The following is a 12,756-nucleotide window of genomic DNA, read 5'->3' on the forward strand; positions in this document are numbered from 1 at the left end:
TCATGGCACATTATTTCCGATCCGAACCGATAAGATTTGTCCGTCTTGCGATGATGGCACTAATGGCGCTGATGGTATTGGCCCTGTCAGCCGCAAGTGGTTCTGCACAGCCCACAAGCCCCCCGGCACAGGAAACGCCACACCTTCAGTTGGCCGGTACGCTTGACAGTCCGGTTACCCTGACCGGGCTATTGTCATGGCACGTCGATAAAACCCGCAAACAAGTCCTGAGCGATGTCGTTGCCCTGCCCGATGATGCTTTTGCCAAGGATATGGCAATTCCATCCTTTGGCTATACACGCGATGTTATCTGGTATCGGCTCGACTTTTCCGTGCAGGAAAAGATGACAGAGCGATCTTATCTTGAACTGCAACCGAGTTATCTGAACTTCATTGATGTCGCCCTGATCGGCAAAGGCCATAACGAGCCGTTCTGGCGATCAAGTATGGGGGATAACACCCCGGCAAGCCTGCGCCCCTATGGGGGGCCTGCCCATGTCACGGCCTTGCCCTTACTTGATGCCGGAGACTACCGGATGTTTATCCGGGTACAAAGCAACAGTGCCAGTTTCATGCGCGTCAAACTTTGGCCACAGACAGATTTGATCACGGCCCTGACGGTGCGCAGTCTGGCGGTCAATGTGTTCTTTGGACTGGTGGTTACCCTTGGCCTTGCCTATCTGACGCTGGGCATTGTCGCCAAAGATTCGGCGGTAATCCTTTACGGTGTGTGGGTGTTTACCGTTGGATCAGTTGTGGCGATTGTTGCCGGGATTGTGCTGAGTGAAGTCAAACCCGAGATCACCTGGTTGAATGATTTCCTGTTGGGCGAGATCAATATCATATCGCACGCCGTCACTGCATTTCTGTGGCTTTACATCGTCGACATCCGAAAACGCCATCCCCTAATTTACAAAATTTGCTGTGCGTATGCGCTGTTTATATTGTCTTTTCTGGTCGGAGGTGCCGGTGACCTTTACACGATAGTTGGCAACTACATCATCCCAAGCCATTCGATATTTATGATCATCATGAGCCTGTATCTGGTCAGGAAACTGTTTGATGATGTGCGCAATTGGCTAACCTGGTCCTATTTGTTCATTCTCGCCCTTCCGACTGGCCCTGCTGTTATGCTTCAGCTTGCCCTTGCCGGTTTGATCGAAGCAACGCCAATGCGGCTTGAACTTCATCAGTTCTCAGCCTTGTTCCATATGATCGCCATGGGCATTCTGATGGCTGTCCGGCTGGCCCATATGGATCGCGAACGGATTTCCATATCGCTGAAGGCTGAAGAAACCACCACACTGGTTGAAGAACAGCGCAACCTGATTTCCATGCTGTCGCATGAATTCCGCACCCCGCTTGCGGTTATTCAGCGGTCATCTGAAATGCTGATGCTGCGGCTTCAGGGACGTAAAGGGGATGTATTGAACCGCCTGCAACGTATCCAGTTGCAGGCGAGAAAGCTTGCCCGGCTTGTTGATATTTTCCTCAGTAAGGATGGCATTGAGCAGCATGATTTTTCTCTTGCCCGTGAATTAACGTCGCTTAGTCGTTTCATGCAGGAATTCATCGCCAATACGTCACGCGAAGATGCCGAAATTCTTGTCAATGAACATAACACCCAAAACCTTGAGGTGTTTATTGACGAGACGCTTATCGGCTTGGCGCTCACCAACCTGATTGAAACGGCCCGGCGTTTTGCCCACGGACAGCCCATTCAGATCGAACTCTATCGCAATTCCAGTTTGCTGGTTGAAATTGCCATCCCGTGTAAAGGAGAAGGTCTTGATGATGATGAAATCAGATTGATCGGCGATGCAATATTCAGACGTGAAATGGAAACCAAGGAACTTCGCAGCGCGTTGGGGCTGCACATTTCACAGCGGATCATTGACGCCCATGGCGGCACGATCAAACTGCGAGACCGGGGCAATGACGGCATCGAGCTTTGCCTGTTAATGCCCTGTGAAGAAATCGAAGGAAGCAAAGCCTAAAGCCACTTGCCCGTTCTCCGATCCCATCATCTCTTAAAGGGAGAAGTGATCACGGCACTGATCTTGGGCGGAAGATGTCAGGAAACTTCAGCAGCGCCAAAAACGACGGCTGGTGAGGTGAAGGCATACCCCCGACCATACGCGGTGCGGACCGGCAATTCTCCGCCAACTTCTTTCATGACCTTCTGACGTACACGTCGAATGGCCGTATCAAGATTGCGGCAGTTCTCAGCCGTGTCTGCCTTGCCCAACGCCACAACAATTTCCGGCCGGGTTAGCCAGGCACCATTGGCCTCGATCAGAAGTCTGATGATGGTGCGTTCGGTCGCAGTAAGCGATGCTTCATCGCCAGCCGGATTGCGCAAAGTCCAGTTGAGCATATCAAGAACCCAACTGTCTGCGGGGATTTCCTGTTCCTGCGGCTCAGGACCTTCGGTGCGGTGCGAGCGCCGCAAAAGCGGCTGCAGGGCGGCTTCGATAACCGAAAGCGGACTATCCTTGGTCAGGTAGACATCCGCACCGGATTTATACCCGGTAAGATGATGATCCATCCCCGACAGCGATGTCAGCATCATGATCCCGCAATCAATGTTCTTGCGAACATATTGTGCAAGCTCATAACCATCTGCATCGGGCAGCATAATATCAAGGATGACGGCAGCGGGTTGTTGTGTCTTGAGCGCACGGTAAAACGCGGCACCGGTTTCACAACCGACAACCTCGAACCCGCACATTTCAAGATACTCACACAGATCCTTGTTCAGATCGGTGTTGTCTTCAACGACAAAAACACAATGTGCCATAACATCCCGGCCCGTTGCCACGCCGCCAAAATCCGGCTGCGTCAGGCCGCCAATTCCGTTCATACAAAGACCTTCGCGTTTGCTCTGTTACCCAACCAAAGAGTGTGACTTTTGCGCCACTTGTATTCTTTCAATACTTTGTATGTGCCGATGTTCACAAGACTGCAAGCCTCAACCGCACAAGGTCAGAAAATGCCAGAATCCGGACTAAAGCATTTTGCATTTAATCTGCCGCATTTTGTTTGTTTTTGGCGTGTCGTTTGGCAAGGCACAGCGTGCAGGGCGATGCAGCGCATCGGGCAAACGGTGTAACGTCGTCAAACGCCGCCAAAATCAAACCCTTCGGGCCGGGACAGCCTTCCGCCCCACAGCGTCAAGAACCTTGAGCGTAGCCCCGCTACGCCCTGCGGTTCTTTCCTTGCCGGACAGAAGGCTGCCTCCGGCAAAATGAGGTAGATTAAATGCAATATGCTTAAAAAAAAGCAGGGCGGATAAATGCGTTGAAATTGCACATTTCAACGAACCACCCCGCCCTGTTTCTAAGCCTTGCAGCAAAAATGACAAGCTATACAGATCGTATGTATCGCCAATATTGTACTATACGATGGATGTAGAACTCATGATTGAAATCGCCTGAACGGTTTCCTGAACATCATGTACCCGGATCATTTGCGCCCCATGACGCCATCCATTGACCGCAGATGCAATCGATCCACCCAGTCTTTGCTTGGGATCGGCCTTTGGATCGATCTTGCCGATAAACGATTTGCGCGATGTTCCAAGCAAGATCGGGCAACCCAATCCGTGGAAGATGGCCAAGCGCGACAGCAGTTCCAGATTATGCGACAGCGATTTACCAAACCCGATGCCCGGATCAATACAAATCCGGTCCCGCGCAATCCCCGCACGTTCACAGCTTTCAATTCGGTCGAGCAGATAGTCATAAATATCAAGCACCGCGCAATCATATTGCGGGTCGGCCTGCATGGTGCCCGGTTCGCCCTGCATATGCATCAGCATCACAGGCTTGCCTGACGTGGCGGCCACTTCCATGGACCGTTCATCGCCTTCAAGCCCGGTAACGTCATTAATGATGCTTGCACCAGCCTCAATCGCAGCTTCCATGACACCGGCATGGCGCGTATCGATCGAAATGACATGACCGTCGGTGGCAAGTTCACGAATGACCGGCACCACGCGGGCAATTTCTTCGGCCTCGGACACATCCGCGGCCCCCGGACGGGTGGATTCGCCCCCGATATCAAGGATGGAGGCACCCTGTTCGATCAATTCGCGACCACGGGCAACTGCCTGATCGGTGGTGTTGTAATCCCCACCGTCAGAAAAGCTGTCCGGGGTGACATTGACGACCCCCATCACATGGCAGGACGCCATATCCAACCCGGCAAAATCCGGGCGTTTGGTCATCAAACGATCAAGCACATTGTTGATTTCATCAACCCGCCCGCTGTTTTGAACCCAGCCTTCAAGGGCCAGCAGCGGCAAGATCATGCTTTCGGCACCGCCTTCTTCGCGGCGCCGGATGATTTCAAGTGCAGAAAACCCGCGCCGTGATCCGGCAAGCGGCAATGTATTGGGATCATCGGCATGATCGATGAACCCGGTAGGTGCGTAATATAACGGTCCGTCAAAATCAGCAAAGCCCCGCACATCGGCGGGGCTTCGCAGGACCGATCTTTTGATCTCGTCCATCAGTCTCTTTCAGTTAGCTTCCCGGCTGCGGTTCCGGGGACAGATCCCCGCCACCTTCATCCGGGTTTTCCTTACGTGCACCGCCGGAGCTCGGGACCGTCGAACGACGTCCACCAGCATCCTTGCCGCTGCCGCTTGAATGACCCGGACGGTCAATTGACTCGCCACGCAACAGCGCATCGATTTCCTTGCCCGACAGGGTTTCGTATTCCAGAAGTCCTTTGGCCAAAATATGCAGGTCATCAAGATATTCGGTCAGAACCCGCTTGGCGAATTCATAGGCCTCGTCAGAGTAACGACGTACTTCCTCATCAATCATCTGGGCGGTTTTTTCCGAAACATTCTTATGCTGGGCAACGCTATGCCCCAGGAAAACCTCTTCCTGGTTATCGACATATTTCACGTTCCCAAGAACATCCGAGAATCCCCACTCCGTCACCATCTTGCGCGCATATTGCGTCACCATGTTGATGTCGGAAGATGCCCCCGTCGTGACCTTGTCCTTGCCAAAGATAAGCTCTTCGGCAACGCGCCCCCCCATGGCAACAGCCAGATCAGAAATCAGCTGTTCATAGGATTTGGAAACCTGATCACGTTCCGGAAGACGCATCACCATCCCCAACGCACGACCGCGCGGAATGATGGTGGCCTTATGGATCGGATCAGATGCCGGGGTATGAAGGGCAACCAATGCGTGACCGCCTTCGTGATATGCCGTCAGCTTTTTCTCGTCATCGGTCATGATCATGGAGCGACGTTCTGCCCCCATCATGACTTTGTCCTTGGCATTTTCGAAATCAGCCATGGTGACAACGCGCTTGCCAAGACGGGCAGCAAGAAGGGCTGCTTCGTTGACAAGGTTGGCAAGATCAGCACCCGAGAAACCCGGTGTACCACGTGCAACCGTACGCAGATCAACATCCGGCCCCAATGGAACCTTGCGGGCATGAACACCAAGAATGCGTTCGCGGCCTTCAAGATCAGGGTTCGGAACCACAACCTGACGGTCAAAACGACCCGGACGCAGCAATGCAGGATCCAGAACGTCCGGACGGTTGGTTGCGGCAACAAGGATCACGCCTTCGTTGGCTTCGAAACCATCCATCTCGACCAAAAGCTGGTTAAGCGTTTGTTCGCGTTCATCGTTCCCACCGCCAAGACCGGCACCACGATGACGGCCAACTGCGTCGATCTCATCGATAAAGATGATGCATGGCGCATTCTTTTTGCCCTGTTCGAACATGTCACGTACACGCGATGCACCGACACCAACGAACATTTCAACAAAGTCAGAACCCGAAATCGTAAAGAACGGTACGTTGGCTTCACCCGCAATCGCACGGGCCAAAAGCGTTTTACCGGTACCCGGAGGACCGACAAGCAACATGCCTTTGGGGATTTTACCGCCAAGACGCTGGAACTTCTGCGGATCGCGCAGGAAGTCGACGACTTCTTCAAGTTCAGCCTTGGCTTCTTCAATGCCTGCAACGTCTTCAAACGTTACGCGACCGGATTTTTCCGTCAGCATTTTGGCTTTGGATTTGCCAAAGCCCATGGCTTTGCCACCGCCGCCCTGCATCTGACGCATGAAGAAAATCCACACCCCGATGATCAGCAGCATCGGCAACCAGCTGATCAGCGCACTCATCAGCGGCGACAGGCTTTCTTCCGGTTTTGCGATGATCCGAACACCCTTGTCGTTCAGTTTTTCAACAAGGTTCGGATAAGCGGGGGTGTATACATTAACCGTGCGATTGTCGCGCGTTTTTGCAATTAGCGTGTCACCTTGAATAGTGACTTCTGAAATCTGGCCGCTTTCGACTTCTGCTAGGAAGTCCGAAAACGCCAGCGACGACTGGCCGGACTGTCCGGAGGGCGACTGAAACAGGTTAAACAAGGCCACCAAAAGGATGGCAATGATAACCCACAGTGCAAGATTTTTTCCCATATTCATTCCAAGCTACTGGTCGCAATATATGTGTGCCGTGACGCAAAACTTCCCGCGCAAGGCTTGACCATCAGATAGTCACAAGCCCCGCTTACGCAAGTAGGTTGTCGGGTTTCGGCGACGATTTAAAACCACTTTCCCACAAAGGTACTCGGGGTGCAAACCGCCATCGCCCGCCAAATGCAAATTCGCCTCTGCCCAGAGGCCGTTCGCAGTCGGCGGCGGATAATACGTCGGAAAGCTCTGAAACCTCAAGCCCGCCAACGGATCGCAAGCCTTCTTTATCGTAGAGTGCGGGCATGGATGCAAGGGCTGCGCGTGGTAAATTACCAATAAATGGCACTATTTCGCGTAATGCACTGCGAAATGCCTTTGTGTGAAACACATCACAAAGGTCAATCGGCCCGATCATAAGCCCTGCCTCAGGCAAATTTTCAGGATCATCCGGCATTAAATCAAACCGGTTATCCCAGCGAAAACCGTCCTGAAACCCCAGGTTTTCAAATGAAACAGGAACCGCAACCCGATACATCCGGCCTAACTCCCGGTAAATGTAAATCTGCCCCTTACGCCCATGTAACATACAGCCACCAAGGCTGATCCGGGCGACCTTGTCCCGGCTAAATTGCGCAAGTGCGTCACGCAGGGCGTCAAACCCCGGCATATATGCCGCCCCGCCAACCGTGCGCACCACCTGCCCCAGTGCATAGATATCCGCACCATTATTATTGGCGCATGTGAAAAAGGCATCTTGGTCGATCATGGCAATGCCACTGCCATGGAGGGTCACGGATGACGCCAAGATGTCACCGATGCTGGTTTCAAGCGCGATGCGGTGATCGGATGTACTTTGATCTCGCCGTCCCTCACCTGCGGCACGTGACAAATCGTTGCGCACGCGCACACGCTCGAACTTCTCATTGGTATTTGACGGGTCTTCGATCCATTCCTGATCAAAGGTCGCCAACGTTGCCATTAGATCAGCTTTGCTAACCGGCAACAAAGGCCGCAACATGCGCCCGTGCCGAAGAAACCTGCGCGCAGTCATCCCTGAAAGCCCCAAGGCCTTTGTCCCGTGCGCATCACGCATGGCAATGGTTTCGGCCTGATCATCGGCGTGATGGGCGATCAATAGATGGAAGATGCCGTGATCGCGTAAGACGTTATCAAGGATGTGATAACGGGCAATCCTTGCCTGTTCCTGAATGGCACCGGTTGGTTTATCGCCAACCCACGGTGCAATCACATGATCGATGCCGCGTTTGGCAAGCTGATCGCCGACCTTTTGTGCCTCGGCTGCCGAATCATCTCGCAAACCATGATCAACCGTCACCGCCAACAATGCCCCGCCCCGTTTGCGGCACCAGTCATGGGCAAGCAGGGTGAGTGCCATGCTATCAGCCCCACCAGAAACCCCGACGGCAAGTTTCGGGTTCTTTTCAAACGGCAAGAACGGCGTCATAAGCCGTTCAAAGACAACGGCGTCCAATGGAGTTCCACTGGACGCCGCAGAATGGGATTGTTGTGATCGGACGCGGTCGGTCATGACAGGCCTGTTGTCGTTCCCTTATTGCGCGCATCCGCGATTTTTACGTTCCTGACGCGCACGGTCCAAAACAACGTTGGATGCATTCGGGAAGTTATCAATCAAATGACCAAATGCCGTGCAGGCATCTTCATTCTTGCCAAGGTTGGCCAAAGACATCCCCAGTTTCAAAAGATTGTCCGGTGCCTTGGTGCTATCGGGATAGGTCTGGAAACCTTCGGTAAAGGCAATGGCGGCATTTTCAAACTCGCCACGCACATAGAAGGTCTCGCCAAGCCAATATTGTGCGTTGCCTGCCAGTGGATCATTCGGATGGCTGGAAACGAAACTGCTAAGGGCAGCTTCGGCGGCCGGGAAATCCTGTTTGCGCAGCAGGCCAAAGGCCTCGCGATATTGTTCTTCTGGCGTTCCGGTCGACAAAGCCGCTGATTGGGTTTGCGACGCGGACGCGATGGTTCCAGTCGGACCGGATGGAATTTGCGGCGGCTGGCCTTCATTTTCGATCACACCAAACAGTTTGGTGCCACGTTCATTAATCGCTTCGCCGCTTGCGGCCCCGCCAAGTTCACTTGAGGCAACGCCATTACCGGTCGGGGCTGTGTTATTTGGTTGTCCTGCCGCCAAGGGTGCGACGGCACCGTTCGCGCCATTGCCGGAAACAGCACCACCTTCAAGCTGGCTAAGGCGAAAATCAATATCGGAAACCAACCGTTCAAGCCGGTCTTCGATCTTGCGAATCCGAAAATCAAACTGTTCAATCTGCCCGGTTAACTGGGTTGCACTGCGCTGAATCTCGTTGATCTGAACTTGCTGGCGTGCCGCAGCCGGTGTTGACGGATCGACACCGGAACTTAGCGCAGATGACGCAGCAGAACCGGCAGCACCGGTTCCTTCGCGGTAAACATAACGCTGAAGCAGATCAAGGTCTTTGCGCAACTGATCGACCTGCCGCGACATATTGGCGTCCTGCGCATAAACAGGCAAAGATCCAAGCGACGTCATCCCGACAACAGCCCCGATGGCAAGTGCCATCAAAAGAGACGGGCCTTTGCGCGCGGATGAGACCACTTTTGCGCGGCAAACTGCTGTGCCAATCAATTTGACTTGGTTGGGCGCACAGGAACGGTTTTGCGTTTCAGTGGTGGATCGAACTCGGATCATTGTCGGGTCCTTTGTCGTCAATGCTGTCTTCTTCATGTCACTATGAAAGATACAATGACACTTTCAAACATTTTCAGGCGGCAAAAATAAGGCGCCTGCCCCAAACGGGACAGGCGCCTTGATATTCAAGTCAGGCTTTCACCTGCACGCGCTTAACGGATAACCGATACAGCGCGGCGGTTTTTCGCCCAGCTTTCGTCGTCATGACCAAGAGCAACTGGACGCTCTTTGCCATAAGAGATGGTTTCGACGCGCGACGGATCGATACCCAAAGCAATCAGGTAATCTTTAACCGAGTTCGCACGACGTTCGCCGAGTGCAAGGTTGTATTCACGGGTGCCGCGCTCGTCGGCATGACCTTCAACAACAACTTTGTACTGCGGGTATTTTTTCAGCCAAGCGGACTGCAGTTCGAGGGTGCGACGTGCTTCACCGGCCAGGTCATATTTGTCGAAGCCAAAGAAGACGCGGTCACCAACGTTTACAGCGAACCACTCAGGGCTGCTTTCCGACAGTGACGTGGTGGTGGACGGCTGGTTTACAGTCGATACACCTTCGCCACCAGTGGTAGCAGAACTATCAGGTGCAGTTTCACAAGCGGCCAAAAGTGCGACAGCTGCGAAAACGCTGAGAATACGAAGTTTCATTTAAGTTTTTCCCCTTAACACCGGACGCATTCGCCCGAGGTTGGTGTTTTCCATGTCTCGCGACACCGAAAATGCCCGCGATTTAAGCGAATCGCATTCAGTGCTTCGCGATGACTATACTCTTGAGATATCAGGGAATCAAGGGTGACCATGCAGGATCCGACCCATCCGCAGGTGTAACGATCTCTCGCTCGTTATAACCTGTGAGATCAATCGAATACAAACGATAGCGATCCTTGGTTCCATCTTTAGACGGATGTTGGCGGTGATACATCAAAACTCTTCCGTTCGGCGCCCATGTTGGTCCCTCTACGAGGTACCCTTCGGCCAGCAGTCTTTCTCCACTACCGTCTGGCCTCATGACGCCGATATAGAACCGACCTCCTTGCGATTTGGTGAATGCGACCAGGTCTCCGCGTGGCGACCAGACTGGTGTGGCATAGAGACCACCGCCAAAACTGACACGTTGCACGCCGCCACCATCGGCATTCATCACGTAAATCTGTTGCGAACCACTGCGATCGGAGTTGAACGCAATGCGCGACCCATCAGGCGAATAGGAAGGCGAGGTATCCACGGCAGCATGACGCGTAAGCTGTTGCTTTTCACGCGTGCGCAGGTCCAGTTCATAAATTTCACTGTTCCCGTCAAGCGCTTGCGACATGACAACCGAGTTCCCGTCTGGTGCGAATCGGGGGGCGAACGTCATCCCCGGAAAATCACCCAGCAATTCCAACTCGCCAGTATCGATATCCAAAACATAGACACGTGGCTTGTCGTTAAAGTACGACATATAGACCACTTCCTGTGCCGTCGGCGAGAACCGCGGGTTCAGCACAAGGAACCGACCATCGGACAAGAACCGATGATTTGCACCGTCCTGATCCATGATCGCCAATCGCTTGTTGCGGTTGTCGGCCGGACCAGTTTCAGAAACATATACAATCCGCGTATCGAAATATCCGCTTTCGCCTGTGATGCGCTTATAGATCTCATCAGCGATCTTATGCGCAATACGGCGCCAGTTATTGGGTTGTGTACGGTAGGCAACACCAGACATCTGGGTTTCAGCCAACACATCCCAAAGACGGAATTCGACGCGAAGCATTCCATTTGGTTCGGTAACAACGCGACCATTAACCAATGCCTGCGCATTGATGGCACGCCATTCGGCAAAATTCGGGTTCACCGCCAGGGAAGAGGCGCTCTGAATAAATGCCTTCTCACTGATCGGTGAAAACAATCCCGAACGTTCGAGGTCGGCAGCAATCACCTGGGTCAGGTTCTGGCCAACTTCGGTCTCCGCAACCCCGTCACCCGGGAACCGGGTTACGGCGATTGGCATCGGTTTAAGTTCACCCCGGGTAATATCAATCCGAAGTTCAGCCTGTGCCGACGACACAAACCCGACATTCAGGCCAGCGACAACGGCAAGGGCACACAGCATCGGAATGCTGCTTTTTACCCAAAATCGTTTTATTGCGTTGGTCTCGATCGTCATCCTGCCTCGCTATTTTCCACGCGTGTTCAAGAACTTATCTATTAAAGGCCCAGCATTTCACGCATGTCAAAATTGAACGTGAATGTGCGCCACATTTCATATTTATCCAGCGGCAGTTTCAGAGGGCTGCATTGCGGATTTAGCACAGCTCTAAGGGCACTTTCCGCAATCGTACGGCGCGACACATCCCCCTGAATGTCGTTCAGGTTGCTAATTCGTGCCTGTCTTACAGTCCCGTCCGGGTTTGCACTGACATGTATTTCTACCGCAAAGCTACCCGCTTCCTTCGCCCCTGCCGGTGGACTCCAGCATCTTTCGATCTGACGTTTGACCGCATCAAGCTCGCTCATGGTCAGGTTGGCATCCAGTCTGGTTGCGACAACCTCGCTGGCGTTTTCCTGTGGCGCCTCGTCTGGCTGCGTATCAGGCGTTGCTTCCGCTGTTTCCTTGAGCTTGCTGACATCCTTAAGAACGCTCATCAAATCGCGTTTTTTCGGCTCTTCCTTTTTCGGCTCCGGCTTTTTGACCGGTTCCGGTTTCGGCGGTGTCGGTTTTGGCTCAGGCGGCTTTGGCTTTGGCTCCGGCTTTGGTTCAGGTTCTTTTTTCACTTCTGGCACAGGAACCGGTTCTGGTTTGGGTTCCGGCTTTGGCTCGGGCTTTGGTTCTGGTTTCGGTTCCGGCTTCGGCTCTGGTTTTGGCTCAGGCTTGGGTTCCGGTTTTGGTACAGGTTTCGGTTCTGGCTTCGGGACCGGCTTCGGCTCTGGTTTTGGCACCGGCTTTGGTTTGGCTTCTTCTTTCGGCTCCGGCTTTGGCAACGCCTTGGTCGGTGCCGCAGAAAACTCCGCCACATCCACAACTTCAACCGAAATCGATTGAAGTTCTATCGGTGTTTCTTCGAACAGGTCCGGCAAGCCCAGCCATGCGACCAAAAACAGCACAGCATGTAGGCCAAACGATATGAGAGCGTAACGTAGCATATTCTGTTACGAACCCTTTTCCGGCAGTTCGGCGATCAGCGCGACCTTCGTAAAACCGGCATTCTTGATCAGGCCCATAACTTCCATCACGCGGCCATAATCAATCGACTTGTCGCCCCGAACAAAAATACGGGTTTCCGCTTTGTTGTCCGTGATCGCAGAGAGCTTTTCGCTCAGCGTGTCCTGGGCGATTTCACTATCCATAATATAGATCGTGCCTTCGGCCGAGACCGAGACCACCAGCGGTTCATCCTGCCCGGTCATCGGCGCAGCACTTGTTTCTGGCAGATCAACTTCAACACCGACCGTCATCAACGGTGCTGCAACCATGAAGATCACAAGCAACACCAACATCACATCGACCATCGGTGTGACGTTAATGTCGCTCATCGCGGCACGGCGGTTATTGCGGCGTCCACGACGTCCGCCACCACCTGATCGGGATGAAAGCTGTGCACCCATG

General features: G+C 53.3%; 10 protein-coding genes. 1 reads left to right on the forward strand and 9 read right to left on the reverse strand.

Features of this window, described 5'->3' with window-relative positions; translation table 11 throughout:
• Nucleotides 1–2 precede the first annotated feature (2 nt).
• The gene (locus tag RIC05_RS19265) at nt 3–1,997 is read left to right on the forward strand and encodes a sensor histidine kinase (RefSeq protein WP_350047048.1); all 1,995 of its coding nucleotides are present in this window, start codon (nt 3–5) and stop codon (nt 1,995–1,997) included.
• 77 nt (nt 1,998–2,074) lie between these two features.
• Here RIC05_RS19265 and RIC05_RS19270 read toward each other — a convergent pair whose 3' ends face one another.
• The 9 genes from RIC05_RS19270 to tolR all read right to left on the reverse strand — a co-directional run bounded on the left by RIC05_RS19270 (nt 2,075) and on the right by tolR (nt 12,755).
• A complete protein-coding gene (locus tag RIC05_RS19270) occupies nt 2,075–2,863 on the reverse strand; it encodes a response regulator transcription factor (protein WP_350047049.1) in 789 nt (262 codons plus the stop codon).
• Between the two features lie 534 nt (nt 2,864–3,397).
• The gene (folP, locus tag RIC05_RS19275; RefSeq protein ID WP_350043808.1) at nt 3,398–4,513 is read right to left on the reverse strand and encodes a dihydropteroate synthase; all 1,116 of its coding nucleotides are present in this window, start codon (nt 4,511–4,513) and stop codon (nt 3,398–3,400) included.
• Between the two features lie 13 nt (nt 4,514–4,526).
• Nucleotides 4,527–6,467, reverse strand: a complete 1,941-nt coding sequence (ftsH, locus tag RIC05_RS19280; protein ID WP_350047050.1) for an ATP-dependent zinc metalloprotease FtsH — start codon at nt 6,465–6,467, stop codon at nt 4,527–4,529.
• Nucleotides 6,468–6,552: 85 nt separating this feature from the next.
• A complete protein-coding gene (gene tilS, locus RIC05_RS19285; protein WP_350047051.1) occupies nt 6,553–8,007 on the reverse strand; it encodes a tRNA lysidine(34) synthetase TilS in 1,455 nt (484 codons plus the stop codon).
• Between the two features lie 21 nt (nt 8,008–8,028).
• Nucleotides 8,029–9,168 carry a tol-pal system protein YbgF gene (gene ybgF / locus RIC05_RS19290; protein WP_350047052.1) on the reverse strand — a complete coding sequence of 380 codons (1,140 nt, stop codon included), beginning with the start codon at nt 9,166–9,168 and terminating at the stop codon, nt 8,029–8,031.
• A gap of 152 nt (nt 9,169–9,320) precedes the next feature.
• Entirely contained in the window at nt 9,321–9,815 is a 495-nt protein-coding gene (gene pal, locus RIC05_RS19295) for a peptidoglycan-associated lipoprotein Pal (protein WP_350043812.1), read from the reverse strand.
• A gap of 130 nt (nt 9,816–9,945) precedes the next feature.
• Nucleotides 9,946–11,316, reverse strand: a complete 1,371-nt coding sequence (tolB, locus tag RIC05_RS19300; protein WP_350047053.1) for a Tol-Pal system beta propeller repeat protein TolB — start codon at nt 11,314–11,316, stop codon at nt 9,946–9,948.
• 41 nt (nt 11,317–11,357) lie between these two features.
• On the reverse strand, nt 11,358–12,293 hold the full coding sequence (gene tolA, locus RIC05_RS19305) for a cell envelope integrity protein TolA (RefSeq protein WP_350047054.1): 936 nt from the start codon (nt 12,291–12,293) through the stop codon (nt 11,358–11,360).
• Nucleotides 12,294–12,299: 6 nt separating this feature from the next.
• The gene (tolR, locus tag RIC05_RS19310) at nt 12,300–12,755 is read right to left on the reverse strand and encodes a protein TolR (protein ID WP_350043815.1); all 456 of its coding nucleotides are present in this window, start codon (nt 12,753–12,755) and stop codon (nt 12,300–12,302) included.
• Nucleotide 12,756 lies beyond the last annotated feature (1 nt).

Origin of the sequence: Thalassospira sp. (assembly GCF_040218635.1) — a bacterium.
Lineage (GTDB): Bacteria > Pseudomonadota > Alphaproteobacteria > Rhodospirillales > Thalassospiraceae > Thalassospira.

What these genes read in the sequence shown, in the direction of transcription:
- ftsH (WP_350047050.1), bottom strand. Translation starts at nt 6,467, where the DNA reads ATGAATATGGGAAAAAATCTTGCACTGTGGGTTATCATTGCCATCCTT.
- pal (WP_350043812.1), bottom strand. Translation starts at nt 9,815, where the DNA reads ATGAAACTTCGTATTCTCAGCGTTTTCGCAGCTGTCGCACTTTTGGCC.
- RIC05_RS19265 (WP_350047048.1), top strand. Translation starts at nt 3, where the DNA reads ATGGCACATTATTTCCGATCCGAACCGATAAGATTTGTCCGTCTTGCG.
- folP (WP_350043808.1), bottom strand. Translation starts at nt 4,513, where the DNA reads ATGGACGAGATCAAAAGATCGGTCCTGCGAAGCCCCGCCGATGTGCGG.
- tolB (WP_350047053.1), bottom strand. Translation starts at nt 11,316, where the DNA reads ATGACGATCGAGACCAACGCAATAAAACGATTTTGGGTAAAAAGCAGC.
- tilS (WP_350047051.1), bottom strand. Translation starts at nt 8,007, where the DNA reads ATGACCGACCGCGTCCGATCACAACAATCCCATTCTGCGGCGTCCAGT.
- RIC05_RS19270 (WP_350047049.1), bottom strand. Translation starts at nt 2,863, where the DNA reads ATGAACGGAATTGGCGGCCTGACGCAGCCGGATTTTGGCGGCGTGGCA.
- tolA (WP_350047054.1), bottom strand. Translation starts at nt 12,293, where the DNA reads ATGCTACGTTACGCTCTCATATCGTTTGGCCTACATGCTGTGCTGTTT.
- ybgF (WP_350047052.1), bottom strand. Translation starts at nt 9,168, where the DNA reads ATGATCCGAGTTCGATCCACCACTGAAACGCAAAACCGTTCCTGTGCG.
- tolR (WP_350043815.1), bottom strand. Translation starts at nt 12,755, where the DNA reads ATGGGTGCACAGCTTTCATCCCGATCAGGTGGTGGCGGACGTCGTGGA.